This window comes from Longimicrobium sp., from assembly GCA_036389795.1.
Classification (GTDB): Bacteria; Gemmatimonadota; Gemmatimonadetes; order Longimicrobiales; family Longimicrobiaceae; genus Longimicrobium.
The window spans coordinates 28,067-44,499 of the sequence record DASVWD010000218.1; the positions used below are offsets into that span (position 1 = coordinate 28,067).

Consider the following 16,433-nt stretch of genomic DNA (forward strand, 5'->3'; position numbering starts at 1 on the left):
CGGCCGATCGACTTCGGTCCGGCCGATGATTCCCCGCTCCCTCACACTGGAGGTAATCCCATGAAGACCCTGAAGCTGCATCTGGACGACCTGGCGGTCGAGTCGTTCCAGACCCTGCCGCAGGACGAGGCGCGCGGCACCGTACGTGCCGCTAACGCGCCGACGGTCTACGCGTGGGAGTACTCGTGCGAGAATTCGTGCCCCGACAGCGAATGCTGGCCCGTTCCCCCGGAGACGGCGGGTTGGACCTGTCCCGATTCCTTTGCCGACACCTGCTGGGATACCTGCGTCGGCTGCGGCACCAACGTGACCTGCACCTGCTACACCTGCAACGCGACGTGCGCAGGAGACACGTGCTATGAGACGTGCGCATTCACGTGCTCTTGCTAGCCCGAGACCTGCGTATGAGCTGCCGCCAGCACGACGGTAACCCGTAGACGGGGTGCCGCCACGGACAGGAGACGAGAGAGCCGGCCACCCTCGCGGGGCGGCCGGCTCTCTTCGGGTGCGAGGCGAGGGAGGCGTGCGAGGCCGCGTGGGCGATCGACGGCACGGGCACGCACCTTCCGGTGGAGCGTCGGCGAGAGCCCCGCTTCACCGGAGAGAGCATGACCGGACGAGCCTTCACCCTCTGCGCGCTGCTGCTGGCGGCCGCCGCCCCCGCCGCGGCGCAGAGGGCGTCCAACGGGGGATTCGCCGCCCTCGGCGTGGCCGGCGCCGACAGCCGCTACCTGGAGCCGAGCTGGACCATCGTCTTCGGCTGGGACCGGAGGTGGCCGGTGGCGCGCGACTTCCGGCTGGGGGTGCGCGGCGCCGCCGAGTACAGCCGCCTGGAGCCCGACGAGGCCGCGTACCTGGACTCCCTCGGCCTCGACGCCGGCGAGGTGGACGGCGGCGTCGCCAGCGTGGTGGCGACGGGCTTCGACGTGCTGGGCGGCTACCGGGCCGGCCGGTTCGGCGGCCACCTCTTCGCCGGCATCCGCTACGTGCGCGACCGGCGCGAAGAGCTGGAGATCGACTCCGGCGGCGGCGTCTTCACGGTGCGCGGCGACTCGGACTCGGGGCTGGGCGGAACCTGGGGCGCGGGCGTCACCTGGGACTTCGGCCCCGCCGGCCTCCTCGCCGAGTACTTCCGCACCGGCGGCTTCGGGGACGGGAGGGTCCAGGTGGAAGGGGTGCGCGCCGGCGTCTCCTGGGCGTGGTGACCCCTGGACCTGGAAAGCGAGCGAGCGCCCCGCGGCAGCCGCGGGGCGCTCGCTCGTTCTGCTCGCATCGAGTTCAGGGGAAGAGCGGGATGTCGAAGGCGATGAAGAACCCGCGCCGCACGGCGTCCACCTGCACCTCGCCCGGGTCGTCGGGATCCTCGGTCAGCGTGCGCAGCGCGGGGCTCAGCGCCCAGCCGTAGCCCAGCGTCAGCGGCGCGTCGTGCACGTCGAACACCACGAAGAGGCCCGGCGAGAAGACCTGCGCCAGCCCGATCTCGGGCCGCTGCTCGACGTCGTCGCTGTTCTCCAGCCGCCACGAGGCCAGCGCGCCCAGGTCGATCGCCTGGGCGAAGAGGCCGAACCGCCCCAGCCTGCGCCGGTGCCGCCAGACCACGTCCCACGGCGTGGTGAGCTCGAGCCCGACGGGGAGGTACAGCCCGGCGAACTTCGCGCGCTCGCCCCCCGCGGCCTCGCCGCTGAACAGCCCCGCCGAGAAGCCGAAGTACGCCCCTCCGAACGCGTTCAGGCTCAGGTGCGGGCCCCTGCCGGTCCGCTTGCCCATGAAGCCGCCGCCCGAATCCACGAACCCGGCGAGCGCCGTGTTGACCTGGTCCGGGCTGGACGCGTTCACCAGGTCGGAGACGAAGACGATCCCCCGCGTCCAGCTCTGCGTGGCGGGTGCGTTGGATGGGAGGTACGGCGCGACCTGGCGGCTGAGCGCCAGCAGCCCCGCGCTGTAGTCGCCGTCGAGGATCGGGAACACCACCTCCTGCACCCCCTCGACGATCCGCTGCGCCCCCACGAGCCGCTCCAGGCCCGCTCCGCCGCGGAACTCCGGGAGCTGCGACGCCTCGGCCAGCAGGTTCTCGACGGCCGAGAAGGCGCCCTGGGCCAGCCGCGCCTGCGCGGTCCGAACCACGCCCGTGCTGTCGGGCTTCGTCCGGCGCAGGTTCTCCAGCTCGCTCCGCAGCTCCTGGAGACGGTTGAAATCCTCGTGCAGCGTGAACGCGATCCGGACGAAGCGCCACGGCTCGAAGTCGAGCTCGCCCGCGGACGCCGGGGCGCCGCGCTCCTGCAGGTTCGCCATGGTCGCGATGAGCTGGAACCTGATCAGTTCCTCGGGCTCGAGCGCGGGAGGGACCAGGTTGCGCAGCCGCAGGGCGTCGAAGCGCGTGGACGCCAGGGCCGACAGGCCGAGCAGGATCTCCGTCACCGGCAGCGTGGAGTCGACCACCAGTCCCTCGAAGTGGCGCCGTACGTCGGCGAGCTGGCTGCGGGCCCGGTGCAGCTCCCACTGGAGGTCGACCAGGCCGCCGCGCGCGCGCAGCTCGGCGCGCGCGGCGTCTCGCAGCCGCTCGATCTCGGCGATCCGCTGCCGGAGGCGCTCGCGCTGTGCCGCGGCATCTTCCGCCAGCTCCCGCACGCGGTCTTGCGCCGCGGACAGCTCTCTCGACAGGCTGTCGACGCGCTCCCCGAGCGAGAGCGTGCTCGCGAGGCTGTCGACCTGCCGCTCGAGCGCCGCGCGGAGGAGGGTGACGCTGTCGCCGGCGCCCGCGAACCGCAGTCCCAGGTTCCCCAGCGCGAGCCACGGGTCTTCGCCGCGCGCGGCGTCGAGGGCGAAGCGCGTCACCTGCAGCGCGGTGAGCACGTTGTCGGCGTTCGGCCCCTGCAGCTTGAGCGAGTCGGCGTACCGCGCGTACGTCCAGTCGAGCGTCGTGTACGGGAGCGCCTGGAGATCCGCGCGCACCGCGCTGCGCAGGAGGGTGACGCCCGGCCTCGACAGCCCGAACTCATGGGACCGGAGCATCTGGCAGGACTCGCGCAGCACCATCCCTCCCAGGTCGCCGCACAGCCTGGCGGTGAAGCCCCGGAGCGCGTAGGCCTGGAGCTGCTGCTGCACGCGCGTGACCACGAAGTCCGTGGTCCCCCACAGCAGGTCCGACTGCCGGCTCAGCGACGACGGCCGGGCGCTGGTGCCGGCGACCAGCTCCTGCGCGGCCGCGCGGCTGAGGATCTGGCGCACGTTCGGGTCGGAGCTCCTCTTCTGCAGCAGGGTCGCGACGGTGGAGTCTCCGGCGAGATCCTTCAACACGCTCTGCTCGATCCGCGGCACCCGGGAGAGGAGGAGCGCCAGCTGGGCCGGCTCGAACCTCAGGATGGAATCCCTCACCGCTGCCACGATCTGGTGCGGCAGGCTGTCGGTGGACTGCCGGGCGCTCCGCAGCCGCGACGCGAGCAGCTGGATCGACTCTCCGGCCGTGTCCTGGACCGCGCTGTCGGTGGCGGCGTTGTACAGCTCCAGGATGTCCTCGTTCGCCAGGGCCCGCACGCGGCCGCGCAGCCGGTTCCGGTCCGAGAACAGCCGTTCGAACACCGCTGCGCGCTCGCGGACGCCCAGGTTGTCGAGCACCTCTCTCAGGGGGAGCTGCGCGGGGTCGACCCGCGAGTTCCGGATCGAATCCGCGAGCGCGGGGTTTTCGGCCAGCACGGCCCGCCAGTCTCTCCACTCCGTGGAATCCGCCAGCTGCTCGTACCTGGGCAGCTTCAGCCTGCAGAGCCTGTTCATCGCCGGCCCCCTCAGGCTGTCCGGCTTCAGGCAGATGAGCCGGACGTCGAGCAGGGTGACGGGGGCGCGGCGGGGCGGTGTCGCGACCGTGGCGGTCCCGGGCCGGGCTTGCGCCGCGAGGCCGGACGGCGCGAGCGCCCCGAGCGTGAGCGCTCCCAGCAGCAGCAGGTTCCTGTTCATGGAGGCCGGGGAGAGAGATGGCTGACCGGCCGGCGTGCAGCCGACCGGGAAGGGACCGCTTCGGGAGTGGCGGGAGAAACGCATGGGAGGCCCTGCCGCTGAATTATTACGCAGGCGAATCCTCGACGCAACCGACGGATGCGAGCGATCGACCAAACGTGACGAGGCCCCCGCGAGCGCTCGCGGGGGCCGGTCCGTTGTCGCCGGGTGGCGGGGCGGACGGCTACGACCGCCGCACCGTCACGGGCCCGTTGGTGGTGATCACGCGGATCGGGGGGCCGCCGCGGCCCAGGGTGGTGTTGATGCGGCGGTTCAGGCGGCCCTGTACGGTGACGGGGAAGTCGATGTTCATCGGCCCGTTCACGGTGCCCGTCTCCAGCTCGGCCGAGTAGCCGGCGGGGATGGTGAGGGTGACGGGGCCGTTGGTGGTCTCGGCGTCGAGCCCCTCGCCGCTCCAGCGCGAGCCCTCCAGCGACACGTGCAGCGGGCCGTTGGTGGTGCGCGCGTGCACGTCGCCGCCCACGCCGCGCAGCGCCAGGGGGCCGTTGTGGGCGCGCAGCTCCATGTCGCCGCTCACGCCGGTGACCGAGAGGGGCCCGTTGTTGGTCTCCACCTCCAGGTCGATCCGGCGCGGGACGAAGATCACGTAGCTCACCGACCAGTGGCGCCGGCGCCCCACGTCGGGCCCCTCGGCGTAGATCTCCCCGCCGGTGCTGACCCGCACCTGCCGGGCGATGTCGCGGGCCTCGTCGCGGGTCTCGGCGTGGGTCTGGATCTGCGCGCGGACCAGGATGTCGCGCCCGTCCCAGGCGCGGATCGACACGCCGCCGTTCTGGCGCCCGTCCACCCGCAGCTCGTCGCGCGCGCCCAGGCGCGTCTCGCGCTCCTCGCAGAAGACCTCGCGGTCGTTGTCGCGGTTGTTGCGGTAGCACCGCGAGACGAAGTCGCTGTCGTCCTGCGCGTGCGCGGGGAGCGCGAAGAGCGAGAGCGCCGCGGCGAGCGGGAGGGCGGCGCGGGCGATTCGGGTCTGCATCGGAGGGCTCCAGCGGGTGAGGGTTCTGCGGGCGTCAGACAGCGTGCCCGCCATAACGGACCCTTGGACATCGTGGAACGCCGGATGGTTTGAATCGCTTCGGCGGCAAGGGGTTGCCCCAATCCGGCCGGTCGTCGGGCGTGAGGAGGCAACCCGCGTGCGCGGCTCTCGACCCTGCCGGGTGCGCTTGCCGAGGTGCAGCTGGAAGGCGATCTTGCGCCCCTGGGAGTTGATTCGCAAGGAGGCGGAGGGGCTTCAGCCTGGTGCTGCAAAGATACTGAAAACTTCCCCCAACAAGATGCGCGGAGGTGCAACGTGGTCAAGCCGCTCAAGAACGTCTTCGTCCGGAGAATCGATTTCGAGCCGAAGGGGGATTTCCTGGGCTTCCGCACCTACGCCCATGTCTTCTTGAGAAACGAGCGAGACGAGGAGGTTGATGTTTACACGGATGATCCACGTCTCGAGGCGGCTCTGCTGGCAGCGTACGACCCATTCGCTCCCCAACCGCCCAAGGTCGAGGTTCACTACGAGGAAATCGAGAACGTGAAGAAGATTGTCCGCGTCATCCTGGATCGCGAATTCAATAAGCGGCCTGGCGTTCCAAGGCCGGCCTGACCAGGCGCTGCACCGGATCCGGCGGGTGCGTTGGTTCCCCGGATGTCACAGTTCATCCAGCCCGCCACGCACCCACGCACCGGCCATCCATGCCCACCCTGCGCGTCAACGGCGCGACCCTGCATTACGAGGACACCGGCTCCGGGCCCGAGACCGTGGTGTTCGCGCACGGGCTGCTGTGGAGCGGGCGGATGTTCGACGCGCAGGTGGCCGCGCTCCGTGACCGCTACCGCTGCATCACCTTCGACTTCCGCGGGCAGGGGCAGAGCGAGGTCACGGCGGACGGCTACGACATGGACACGCTCACCGGAGACGCGGCGGCGCTGATCGAGTCGTTGGGCGCGGCGCCGTGCCACTTCGTGGGGCTCTCCATGGGCGGGTTCGTCGGGATGCGGCTGGCGATCCGCCGCCCCGGGCTGCTGCGCTCGCTGGTGCTGATGGAGACCTCGGCCGACCCCGAGCCGAACGTGCTGAAGTACCGCGTGCTGGGCGGCGTCGTGCGGTTGTTCGGCCGGCGCGGCTTCCGCCTGGTGATGCCGCGGGTGATGCGCATCATGTTCGGCCGCAGGTTCCTGGAAGACCCGGCGCGCGAGGACGAGCGGCGGCTCTGGCGGGAGCGGGGGATGGAGAACCACCCCGTCGGCATCCTGCGCGCGCTGGACGGCGTGATCGAGCGCCGCGCCGTCTACGACGAGCTGGACCGCATCGCCCTTCCCACGCTGGTGATGGTGGGCGACCAGGACGTGGCCACCGTCCCCGCGAAGGCCGAGCGCATCGCCGCCCGCATCCCCGGCGCCAGGCTGGTGACGATCCCCGGCGCCGGCCACACCTCGTCCGTCGAGGAGCCCGAGCTCGTCAACCGCACACTGACGGAATTCCTGGCCTCCGTCTCCGCCGCCCCCACCCCGGCGTGAACGGGACCTCCGGAAGCCCGCAGCGCGCGCCGACCTCGACTCCGCGCCGACGCCGGTAGTCCGCGCAGGCGGACTTCGTGTGGTCGTTGCAGCGAATTCCATTCGCCCTTGCCCCCCAACCACCGGCGCCCCCGGCCCCGCATGACCGACGACCCGACCTCCCCCAACCTCGCCGCGCGCGTGCGCGCCTTCGTGCGCGAGGAGCTGGTGCCGCTGGAGGGGCGCTTCATGGCGGAGCCGTTCCGCGCGCTGCTGCCGGCGCTCGGCGAGGCGCGCGCGCGGGCGAAGGCGGCGGGGCTCTGGGCGCCGCACCTGCCGCGCGAGCTGGGCGGGCAGGGACTGTCGCTGGCGGTGTTCGCGCGGGTGAGCGAGGCGCTGGGGTGGAGCCCGCTCGGGCACTACGCGCTCAACTGCCAGGCCCCCGACGTCGGCAACATGGAGCTGCTGCACGCGCACGGCTCGCCCGAGCAGCGGCGGCGCTGGCTGGAGCCGCTTGCGCGCGGCGAAATCCGCAGCTGCTTCTCGATGACCGAGCCCGACCGCGCCGGCTCCAACCCCGTCTGGCTGTCGACGACGGCCGTGCGCGACGGCGGCCAGTACGTGATCAACGGGCGCAAGTGGTTCACCTCGTCCGCCGACGGCGCCGCGTTCGCCATCGTGATGGCGGTGACCAACCCCGACGCGGAGAAGCCGCACGCGCGCGCCAGCCAGATCGTCGTCCCCGCCGACACGCCGGGCTTCCGCCTGGTGCGCAACATCCCCGTGATGGGCGAGGCGGGCGAGGACTACTTCAGCCACGGCGAAGTCGCCTACGAAGACTGCCGCGTCCCGGTGGAGAACCGCATCGGCCCCGAGGGCGCCGGCTTCCTCCTGGCGCAGGAGCGGCTGGGGTCGGGGCGCATCCACCACTGCATGCGCTGGATCGGCGTGGCCGAGCGCGCCTTCGACCTCATGTGCCGCCGCGCCGCCGAACGCGAGCTGGCCCCCGGCGACGTGCTGGGGACGCGGCAGGCGGTGCAGCACTGGATCGCCGAGAGCCGCGCCGAGATCGACGCGGCGCGGCTCCTCACGCTGGACGCCGCGGAGAAGATCGACCGCGGCGGGGCGCGCGCGGCGCGGGTGGAGATCTCCACCATCAAGTTCTACGTGGCCGGCGTCCTCCAGCGCGTCCTCGACCGCGCGATCCAGGTGCACGGCGCCGCGGGAATGACCGACGACCTGCTGCTCTCCTTCTGGTACCGCCACGAGCGCGGCGCCCGCATCTACGACGGCCCCGACGAGGTGCACAAGTCGCTCGTCGCCCGCGAGGTGCTCAAGGGCTACGGCGTGCGGGGCGATTGAGCGCGCGGATGCCTCCACCTTCCCGCCCCCCCGTCGGCCGGGCCGGGCCTCGTCTACGCAGGCGCGGGTCTCCTGGAAGGTGAATCCCTGGCCCGGGCGATTGGCAGCCGGGCGGAATACCTCAGCCGGCGCGGCCACGCTCCGAAGCTCAGGGTAGAGGCGCGAGCACGTCATACCAGATTCCGAGATTGAATGTGCATTACAGAAAGGTGTCATCCTGAGGCCGGCCAGACCGCAGCCGCCTGCGCGCGAATGCTCGCAGGCCGAAGGATCTATGGCCCGCATGCGAAAGATCTACGCAGTGCGGGCCATAGATCCTTCGGTCGCGTCCAACCATCGGTGCGGGAGCGAATCACGCGCAGACGCTCCCCTCGGGATGACACCCTTCGGGGCGCGGAATGCACGATCGATCGTGGAATCCGGTATCACCGATCGGACACGCGAGAGCCCCTCGCCGAACTCGGACGAGGGGCTCTCGCTGTGCGGGGCCCGCCTCACATCCCGCCCCGGTACGTCTCGGGCACCTCGTGCTCGGGGACGGGAGCCAGGTACAGCGAGTTCAGACCGGCTCAGATCCACGATCCTCGTGATCTCGACCCAGCGGGCCGGCGGCCGATTCCCCGCCCGCGCGGAGCTGGCGATCGAAGGCTGCGCTCTCGGATAGATCCTCCACCCTGTCGCGCAGCGTCATCACTTCCGCCTCCAGTGCGGCGAAGCGCTGCGCAGAAATGCTCGGATTCGGGGGGGCAGCGGACGCCTCTCGCAAGCGCAGGATCGCCTCGGCCACGGGCCGAATCGCGATGCGTGCGGCAATGGCCAGGGCAGGGATCCCGAAGACGATGAACATGAGGACCAGAAAGGCGGCTTCCTTGATCACTTCGAAGTCCATGGGGCACTCCGGGGCTTCCGGGAAGGAGGGACCTGCACCACCGTCTGTACGCAGGAGATGCCGAAGAGTGTCAGCCGCGGAGTGATCCCGACATGGGACGCGTGGAGAGCCCCCTCGCCCGCGCTCGTGCGAGGGGCTCTCCACGTGGTGATCCGCCTCACATCCCGCTCGGGTACGTCTCGGGCACCTCGTGCTCGGGGACGGGGGCCAGGTGCAGCGGGTGCACGGCGTGGCTCTCGTCGATGTAGAGCATGGCGTCGTAGCGGTACGGCATCACGGTGGGGACGTAGTTCCCGTAGCGCTCGGCGTCGGGGTTGTAGACCACGCCGATGGCCCGGTGGCCGCGCGGGTCCAGCGCGCCCGGCACCTCGTCGAAGCCCTCCAGCAGGAGCAGCTTGTCCTGCGCCCCCGCCTCGTGGAAGACGGCCTCCCAGCTCCCACCGCGCGCCTCGGGCACGCGCATCCGCTCCATCGGCGACCCCCACGCGTCACCCGCGATCACGCTCCCCCGGTAGCTCGAGAAGCCGACGATCACGCACTCGTCGCCGTATTCCTGGCGCGCGAGCTGGCCGACGTTGACCATCCCGGCGCGCGCCATGTCGGTGGCGCGCGCGTCGCCCACGTGCGTGTTGTGCTCCCAGACGATGGCCTTCGCGTCGGGGCCGTGGTGCTTCATCAGCCGCTGCAGCGTCTCCATCATGTGCGTGTCGCGCACGTTCCAGCTCGCCGAGCCGCCGCGCACCATCGTCCGGTAGTACAGCTCTGCGTTCAGCGCCACCAGCGCGTTCTGCTCGGCGTTGAAGTACGCCTCGCGGCCGTGCTCGCGGAACTGCGGCCCCTTCGAGCGCATCTCCCGGAGCATCTGCACCACCTCCTCCTCGCAGTCGGTGGGGACGAAGGCGGTGGCGAAGGCGTACTCCTGCACGTCCTCCTCGTACGGGTCGAAGCAGCCGTACGCCCGGCGCGCGCGCTCGGCCAGCGCGGGGTCGCGCCGCTCCAGGTAGCGGGTGACCACCTCCATCGAGTCCCACAGCGAGTAGACGTCGAGCCCGTAGAAGCCCGCCTTGCGCTCGTCGGGGCGGTCGCGGTTCGTCTCCCGCATCCACTCGGCGAGCGCCACCACCTCCTCGTTGGCCCACATCCAGGTGGGCCAGCGGTGGAAGGCGTGCAGCACCTCGCGGGCGCTCTCGCCCACGTCGCCCCACTCCTTCACGAACAGGTTGACGGCGTAGCAGTCGGGCCAGTCGCCCTCGACGGCGATGAACGAGAAGTCCTTCTCGGCGATCAGGCGGCGGCTGATGCGGTCGCGCCAGGTGTAGTACTCGCCGGTGCCGTGCGACGCCTCGCCCAGCAGCACCACCCGCGCGTCACCGATGCGCTCCAGCAGCGGGTCCAGGTCGCGGTCGTCCTCCAGCGGCAGCGCGTGCTCCTTCACCCCCTCGACGAGCTTCTCCACGGCCATCGCTCCCTCCCGTCGTTCGTCTCCAGCAGCCAGGCACCGAGCCGCACGTTCTACGCCGCCAGTCGCACCACCACGCCCTCGTCCCCGCCCAGCTCGATCCTCCCCCGGACCGGTTTCCCCTCGCGCTCGAGGTGCGTCGAGACGGCGATCTCCCCCGCCCCGCCGAAGTCGAGCGCGGCCGGCTCCGCGCCGAGGTTGAGGGCGACCAGGAAGCGCGTCCCCTCCGCCTCGCGCACGTAGGCGAGCACGTCGCCCGACGCGTCCACGGGCGCGTACGTGCCGACGCAGAGCGCGGGCTCGGCGCGGCGCAGCCGGAGCAGGCGGCGGTAGAGGGCCAGCATGGAGTCCGGCTCGCAGCGCTGCACCTGCACGTTCGTCTCGCGGTAGTCGGCGGCGAGCGGGAGCCAGGGCGTGCCGGTGGTGAAGCCGGCGTTCGGGGCGCCGCTCCACTGCATCGGCGTGCGCTCGGGGTCGCGGCCCAGGCCCTGGCCGGGGAGGTTCTTCTCCCACGGGTCCTGCACCCGCCCGGGCGGGATCGGCACGTCGGCCATCCCGATCTCGTCGCCGTAGTAGAGCGTGGGCGTGCCGCGCAGCGTCAGCAGCAGCACGGCGGCCACGCGCGCCTGCGCCGCCCCCACCCGCGTGGCGATGCGGTGGCGGTCGTGGTTGCCGAGCACCCAGTTGGGCCAGGCGCCGCCCGGCAGCAGCGCCTCGTAGCGCCGGATCGCCGCGTCCAGCGTGCGCGCCTCCCACGGCAGCACGATGAGCTGGAAGTTGTAGGGGAAGTGGCAGCCGCCCAGCTCGCGCCCGTAGTACGGGATGATCCGCTCGACCTTGTTGTAGATCTCGCCGATCAGCACGCGGTCGCCGGGATACTCGTCGGCGACGCGCCGCATGCGGGCGATCACCTCGTGCACCTCGGGACGGTCGCCGGACCAGACGCGCTCCAGCCGGTCGAACGGGTCGTCGACGCCCGGCCGATAGTCGGGATTCGGCGGATTGTCGCGGAAGAGGTCGTCTTTGACGACGTTCTGCACCGCGTCCAGCCGCAGGCCGTCGACCCCGCGGTCCATCCAGAAGCGCACCACGTCCAGCATCGCCGCCTCGACGGCGGGCTCTCGCCAGTTGAGGTCCGGCTGCGAGCGCAGGAAGGTGTGCAGGAAGTACTGCCCCGTGGCGTCGTCCCACTCCCACGCGCTCCCGCCGAACGCGCTGATCCAGTTGTTCGGCGGCCCGCCGCCCGGCGCCGCGTCGCGCCAGATGTACCAGTCGCGCTTCGGGCTCTCGCGCGAGGAGCGCGATTCCACGAACCAGGGGTGCAGGTCGGAGGTGTGGTTGGGGATGTAGTCGAGAATGACGCGCAGCCCGCGCGCGTGCGCCTCCGCCAGCAGCGCGTCGAAGTCCGCCAGCGTGCCGAAGAGGGGGTCGACGCCGGTGTGGTCGGTGACGTCGTACCCGAAGTCGCGCATCGGCGAGGGGTAGAAGGGCGAGATCCAGATGGCGTCCACGCCCAGCCACCTCAGGTAGTCGAGCCGCGCCGCGATCCCCGGCAGGTCGCCCACCCCGTCGCCGTCGGTATCCAGAAAAGAGCGCGGGTAGACCTGGTAGATCACCCCGCGCTGCCACCACTGAGGATTGTCAGCCATGACGCTATTCGACGCTAACCTTATCGGACCGTCGCTCTTTTCAATCGCCTGTGCACGTAGGACGCCAACGACAGCAAATCAAGAGCATCCTCCTCGCCCATCGGCCATTCCAGCCGTGGTGCGTGCGCTGTAGGGTTTCTAAATGTACCGAAAAGCCCCACAAGCAGGTTGGCAAACCCACGTTGCTCGCCTTTCTCCGTATCGGTCGTGAAATTATTGATTCGGACTCGTGGGTCACCTCCCCCGAGCGCGTCTTGAACTAAGGTCGCACCATCCGAACCTAGTCCGGTCATTTGGCGAAGCTTAGCTGCAACGCTCTTGGTTGCTTCTAGTACAGCATGGAAGTAGTTGTCCTGAAGCAACTCGGCTCGACAGAACGCGAGTACCTCAGGCTCAACGTTCCGCTGCTCCAACTTAGCTCTTAATCGATGAGCACGCTCTTCAGCCTCGCCGAGCGTGCTGGCGGGGGCACACCGGTAAAACTTGCCATCCGCACCGTACTCCAATCCGTAAAATGCAAGCGGCACGTTTACAGCGGAGCGCCGGTGCTCGAATGCGTCTCTTTGACCCGCGTATCGTGCAGGATTTAAGGCGGCGCCAATAAACGCCAAAACCCTATCACCGCTCTGGTCCCTGTTCTGTCTCCCCGCGAGTGCGTTGTATAGGCGCTTCCACTTTGTTAAGCCCGGATCAACGTCATTGACATGGATCTGCCGCAGAATCTGGCCAATCTCAGATCCCGTTAGCCCCTTCTCAGTGTCAGCAAGAGCTTTGCAGAGCGCTTCTAATTGCGCAGCAGAAAAGTTGGGAGGACGAGAAGTCATTTCTGATCTGGCATGCCAAATGTTGGCTCTCCCGCGCTCCAGACGCTCACCGGCTGTCTTTGATGGAATTGCGCATACGGCCGATCACATGCTCGGCGTCCCACAACTCGGTCGGCGTTCAGGAGCCATGGATCTCACCCGCCGCCACCGGATCTCCCCCGCTCGCCATCTCCCCCGTTATCTTTCACGTTCCGCGAACCTCGCGCGGCGTTCCCACGCAGACGCATCGCCTCCCGTTCCGCCACACACCCGCCTCCCGGAGCACAGCCTTGGGCCCGCACGACATCCCCCTCGCCGGCCTCACCGTAATCGCCATCCCAGTGCTCGCCGTCAGCTTCCGCATCGTGGTGCGCGCCATCGCCGACGCCGTGGCCCAGGTGCGCGCGGCGTCACGCCCCCAGCCGGTCGCGCCCGACCCGCAGGTCGCGCGGCTCCAGGCCGAGGTGGACGAGCTCCGCGCGCAGGTGGAGCGCCTCTCCACCGCCGAGTCGTTCTACGCGCAGCTCCAGGCGGGCCCGGACCGGGGCTGAGACTGTCGGACGGGGATCGCGCGTCCCTCAGGCTCACGCTCGCATCCACCCGCAGATCCTTCGTCGCCGCCCGGGCGTTCGCTCGTTCCGCCAGTCACGTGCGGGCGGCTCCTCAGGATGACAGCATGAGGGTTCGAGCCTTCCGAGGCGAAGCGCCCCGTGCGCCGAAGAGCCGGCTGTCCCCTGTCCCCTGCCGTTCAGCTTTCCCGCGCCCGTCGAATGCTCACCGGCCGCCCCTTGATGGTGGCGCTGCGCATGCGCTCGATCACCTGGTCGGCGTACTGCGAACCGACCTCGACCAGCGTGAACTGGTCGGCGATCTCGATGGCGCCGATCGACTCGCCCGGGATCCCCGTCTCCCCCGCCAGCGCGCCCACGATGTCGGACGGGCGGATGCCGCGCCGCCGGCCCACGCCGATGAAGAGGCGCGTGGTGTCGCCCCCGCCGCGGAGTCCCCGCGACGGGCCTCGCCCGCCGCCGCCGTCCCGCTCCTCGAAGCGGTCGCGCCGCCCGCGCGGGCCGCGGCCCTCGTCGCGCTCGCGGTCCCGCGGCCCGCGGTCGCGCGTCTCCCACTGCGGGATCTCCACCTCGTTCTCGGGCTCCTCGCCGCGGGTGGCGTCGGCCGCCAGCTTGGCCGCCGCGGCCGCGATCTCCAGCGGGTCGAACTGCTCGGCCAGCGGGCGCACCGCCTCGCGGTAGGCGTCGTACTCCGCCTCCTCCAGCGTCTCGCAGATCGCCGAGCGCAGCAGCTCCAGCCGCCGCGCCCGCAGGTCGGCCACCGTGGGCACCCGCGCCCGCTCGATCGGGCGCCCCACCACGCGCTCGATGCCGCGCAGCAGGAACTGCTCGCGCGGCTGCACCAGCGTCACCGCCGTCCCCTCGCGCCCCGCGCGCCCCGTGCGGCCGATGCGGTGCACGTACGCCTCGGGCGTCTGCGGGATGTCGTAGTTGATCACGTGGCTCACGTGCTCCACGTCCAGCCCGCGCGCCGCCACGTCGGTGGCGATCAGCAGGTCGGCGGTGCCCTCCCGGAAGCGCTTCATCACCCGGTCGCGCTGCACCTGGTTGAGCCCGCCGTGCAGCGCCTCGGGGCGGTAGCCGCGCACCCCCAGCGCCTCGGTCAGCTCGTCCACCTCGTTGCGCGTGCGGCAGAAGAGGATGGCCGACTGCGGCGCCTCCAGGTCCAGGATGCGCGTGAGCGCCTCCAGCTTGTAGGGCCGCGGGACCACGTACGCCACCTGCCGCACCAGCGGCGTCTCCAGCTGCTCCTGCCGGACGGTCACCCGCTCCGGGTCGCGCATGTGCCGCTCGGCCAGCTCGGCGATGCGCGGGGGGAAGGTGGCCGAGAAGAGCGCCGTCTGCCGCTCGCGCGGGGTCTCCTCGAGGATCGCCTCGATGTCCTCGATGAACCCCATGTCGAGCATCTCGTCGGCCTCGTCGAGCACCACGTAGCCCACGCCCGAGAGGTCCAGCGAGCGCCGCCGGATGTGGTCCAGGATGCGCCCGGGGGTGCCCACCACCACGTGCACCCCGCGCCTCAGCTCGCGCAGCTGCCGGTCGATGGCCTGGCCGCCGTACACCGCCAGCACGCGCAGCCCCCGCCGGGCGCCGTAGCGGTGCGTGGCCTCGGCCACCTGCACCGCCAGCTCGCGCGTGGGCGCCAGGATCAGCGCCTGCACCGCGCCGCGGCCGGTGTCCAGCCGCTCCACCAGCGGCAGCGCGAACGCCGCCGTCTTCCCCGTCCCCGTGGCCGCCCGCCCGATCACGTCGCGCCCCCCGAGGAGGAGCGGGATCGCCTGCACCTGGATCGGGGTGGGCTCCTCGTACCCCAGCGAGTCCAGCGCCTGCACGATCTCGGGCGAGAGCCCCAGCTCCGCGAACGCGGAACCCGCCTCGACCTCCGCCCCCTGCTCGATCACGTCCGTTTCGTCCGTCACCGTCCGTCTCCTGGAAACCGTCGCCGTAGAACCACCGCCGCCCGCCGTCCGCACCCGGCGGCGGCGCGCGGCCGAAAGACTCCCCGCCCCGGCGGCCGGACCCCCGCGTAAGGGTATCCGGCGCGCCGGGTGTCTTCCTTCAGTAACCGTACTGGCCCACGTCCGGCTCGCGGGCGAAGGCGCGCAGCGCCTCCTCCGGGTCGGCATGACGCTCCAGCAGCGAACGCAGGCGGCGGAACGACATGCGCAGCATCCTCTCGCGCAGCACCGCGTCGGTGGGCACCGGCGGGTACAGCCACTCGGGCACGTACTTGTCGGTGGTGGGCTGCGAGGGCGCGTTGGCCACCCCGTCGGACGGGGGGCACACCCCCAGCCCGGAGCGCACCAGCTCGTACGCCAGCACGGGGTCGAGCCCCTCGTCGCGGGCCACCTCGTACATCATCTCCGCCAGCTCGGGCGGCATCCCCGCGGCCTCGGCCTCTCCCAGCACGTCCAGCCGCCGCCGCGACAGCTCCGCCGCGTCCGCCCCGGCCTCCGCGTTCACCAGCAGGCAGTCGGCGCTGCCGAAGTACGTGTCCTCGGCCCGGCGGCGGCGGCGGCGCTCGCGGTACGCGTGCAGGGCCCGCCCCGCCGTCTCCTCTCGCGCGGCCATCTCCCGTTCGTCCTGCGTGGCGTCCAACGCACCCTCCTCGCGTCTCGCTCCGGGACACCGTGCAGCACCCCGGAGACAGGTCTCCGCGCGAGGGAGCAAGCGGCGGACCATCCCGCGCGCACCCCGTGGAGGGAAGGCGTCGCCCTGCGCAGCGGCAGCGCGCGGAACAGGTTGGGCAAAGCCGCCGCGGGCCCAGCGTTCGGGGTGCCCCGCGTGTCGGGGTACAGGGCACGATCCGTGCGTTCCGCGGCTGTCCCGGAGCGCGTCCCGGCGCCCCGGTCGCGGGGGATTTCGAGCGGCGGAAGGAGATCCGGGAGCAGGTGGCGGACACCCGAGCGGAGCCGGGGCGGCCCGGCGCATGGCCGTGGATCGGCGGGCTCCTGGTGCTGGCGCTCCTGATCTGGGGGATCACCCGGCTGCTGGGCGCCGGCGGCGACCACGCGGTCGAGGCGGCCGTCCCCCCGCCCGCGGCGGCCCCCGCCGCGCCGGCCGCCCCGTGACGGACCCGCGACGGCGGACGACGGCCTGGACGGGGCGCGCAAACGCCTGGCGGAGCGCCCTCCGGACCGTCAGAAGCCTTGCAGGATAGACGTTGTGAGCGAACGGGCGACGGACGCCCGCTCGCGCCGCACCGGACGC

General features: G+C 71.3%; 14 protein-coding genes. 7 read left to right on the forward strand and 7 right to left on the reverse strand.

Translation table 11 applies throughout. The features are described 5' to 3' along the window. Nucleotides 1–60: 60 nt before the first annotated feature. The gene (locus VF746_25450) at nucleotides 61–390 is read left to right on the forward strand and encodes a hypothetical protein (GenBank protein ID HEX8695787.1); all 330 of its coding nucleotides are present in this window, start codon (nucleotides 61–63) and stop codon (nucleotides 388–390) included. Nucleotides 391–608: 218 nt separating this feature from the next. Continuing rightward, nucleotides 609–1,205 carry a hypothetical protein gene (locus VF746_25455; GenBank protein HEX8695788.1) on the forward strand — a complete coding sequence of 199 codons (597 nt, stop codon included), beginning with the start codon at nucleotides 609–611 and terminating at the stop codon, nucleotides 1,203–1,205. 73 nt (nucleotides 1,206–1,278) lie between these two features. On the opposite strand, the gene VF746_25460 is transcribed toward VF746_25455, so the two are convergent. After that, a complete protein-coding gene (locus tag VF746_25460) occupies nucleotides 1,279–3,951 on the reverse strand; it encodes a hypothetical protein (GenBank protein HEX8695789.1) in 2,673 nt (890 codons plus the stop codon). A gap of 223 nt (nucleotides 3,952–4,174) precedes the next feature. Continuing rightward, nucleotides 4,175–4,984, reverse strand: a complete 810-nt coding sequence (locus VF746_25465) for a DUF4097 family beta strand repeat-containing protein (GenBank protein ID HEX8695790.1) — start codon at nucleotides 4,982–4,984, stop codon at nucleotides 4,175–4,177. Between the two features lie 315 nt (nucleotides 4,985–5,299). Between VF746_25465 and VF746_25470 the strand changes: the two genes are divergently transcribed. The 3 genes from VF746_25470 (at nucleotide 5,300) to VF746_25480 (ending at nucleotide 7,854) form a co-directional block, all read left to right on the forward strand. Then, the gene (locus VF746_25470) at nucleotides 5,300–5,599 is read left to right on the forward strand and encodes a hypothetical protein (protein ID HEX8695791.1); all 300 of its coding nucleotides are present in this window, start codon (nucleotides 5,300–5,302) and stop codon (nucleotides 5,597–5,599) included. Nucleotides 5,600–5,688: 89 nt separating this feature from the next. After that, the gene (locus VF746_25475; protein ID HEX8695792.1) at nucleotides 5,689–6,513 is read left to right on the forward strand and encodes an alpha/beta fold hydrolase; all 825 of its coding nucleotides are present in this window, start codon (nucleotides 5,689–5,691) and stop codon (nucleotides 6,511–6,513) included. Nucleotides 6,514–6,654: 141 nt separating this feature from the next. Continuing rightward, nucleotides 6,655–7,854, forward strand: a complete 1,200-nt coding sequence (locus tag VF746_25480; GenBank protein HEX8695793.1) for an acyl-CoA dehydrogenase family protein — start codon at nucleotides 6,655–6,657, stop codon at nucleotides 7,852–7,854. 559 nt (nucleotides 7,855–8,413) lie between these two features. Here the strand turns inward: VF746_25480 and VF746_25485 are convergent. The 3 genes from VF746_25485 to VF746_25495 form a co-directional block, all read right to left on the reverse strand. Beyond that, a complete protein-coding gene (locus VF746_25485; protein HEX8695794.1) occupies nucleotides 8,414–8,743 on the reverse strand; it encodes a hypothetical protein in 330 nt (109 codons plus the stop codon). 157 nt (nucleotides 8,744–8,900) lie between these two features. Continuing rightward, entirely contained in the window at nucleotides 8,901–10,205 is a 1,305-nt protein-coding gene (locus tag VF746_25490; GenBank protein HEX8695795.1) for an erythromycin esterase family protein, read from the reverse strand. A 50-nt stretch (nucleotides 10,206–10,255) separates the two neighbouring features. After that, nucleotides 10,256–11,851 carry an alpha-amylase family glycosyl hydrolase gene (locus VF746_25495; GenBank protein ID HEX8695796.1) on the reverse strand — a complete coding sequence of 532 codons (1,596 nt, stop codon included), beginning with the start codon at nucleotides 11,849–11,851 and terminating at the stop codon, nucleotides 10,256–10,258. Nucleotides 11,852–12,944: 1,093 nt separating this feature from the next. Between VF746_25495 and VF746_25500 the strand changes: the two genes are divergently transcribed. Beyond that, nucleotides 12,945–13,205: a hypothetical protein gene (locus VF746_25500; protein HEX8695797.1), complete on the forward strand. Its 261-nt coding sequence runs from the start codon at nucleotides 12,945–12,947 to the stop codon at nucleotides 13,203–13,205. A gap of 197 nt (nucleotides 13,206–13,402) precedes the next feature. Here VF746_25500 and VF746_25505 read toward each other — a convergent pair whose 3' ends face one another. Then, the gene (locus VF746_25505; protein ID HEX8695798.1) at nucleotides 13,403–15,142 is read right to left on the reverse strand and encodes a DEAD/DEAH box helicase; all 1,740 of its coding nucleotides are present in this window, start codon (nucleotides 15,140–15,142) and stop codon (nucleotides 13,403–13,405) included. A 139-nt stretch (nucleotides 15,143–15,281) separates the two neighbouring features. Further along, a complete protein-coding gene (locus VF746_25510; protein HEX8695799.1) occupies nucleotides 15,282–15,821 on the reverse strand; it encodes a hypothetical protein in 540 nt (179 codons plus the stop codon). A gap of 293 nt (nucleotides 15,822–16,114) precedes the next feature. Between VF746_25510 and VF746_25515 the strand changes: the two genes are divergently transcribed. After that, a complete protein-coding gene (locus VF746_25515; GenBank protein ID HEX8695800.1) occupies nucleotides 16,115–16,294 on the forward strand; it encodes a hypothetical protein in 180 nt (59 codons plus the stop codon). Nucleotides 16,295–16,433: the final 139 nt, after the last annotated feature.

Excerpts from the sequence above, each read along its gene's own strand:
- VF746_25475 (HEX8695792.1), top strand. The coding sequence starts at position 5,689 with ATGCCCACCCTGCGCGTCAACGGCGCGACCCTGCATTACGAGGACACC.
- VF746_25495 (HEX8695796.1), bottom strand. The coding sequence starts at position 11,851 with ATGGCTGACAATCCTCAGTGGTGGCAGCGCGGGGTGATCTACCAGGTC.
- VF746_25455 (HEX8695788.1), top strand. The coding sequence starts at position 609 with ATGACCGGACGAGCCTTCACCCTCTGCGCGCTGCTGCTGGCGGCCGCC.
- VF746_25450 (HEX8695787.1), top strand. The coding sequence starts at position 61 with ATGAAGACCCTGAAGCTGCATCTGGACGACCTGGCGGTCGAGTCGTTC.
- VF746_25480 (HEX8695793.1), top strand. The coding sequence starts at position 6,655 with ATGACCGACGACCCGACCTCCCCCAACCTCGCCGCGCGCGTGCGCGCC.
- VF746_25490 (HEX8695795.1), bottom strand. The coding sequence starts at position 10,205 with ATGGCCGTGGAGAAGCTCGTCGAGGGGGTGAAGGAGCACGCGCTGCCG.
- VF746_25465 (HEX8695790.1), bottom strand. The coding sequence starts at position 4,984 with ATGCAGACCCGAATCGCCCGCGCCGCCCTCCCGCTCGCCGCGGCGCTC.
- VF746_25460 (HEX8695789.1), bottom strand. The coding sequence starts at position 3,951 with ATGAACAGGAACCTGCTGCTGCTGGGAGCGCTCACGCTCGGGGCGCTC.
- VF746_25485 (HEX8695794.1), bottom strand. The coding sequence starts at position 8,743 with ATGGACTTCGAAGTGATCAAGGAAGCCGCCTTTCTGGTCCTCATGTTC.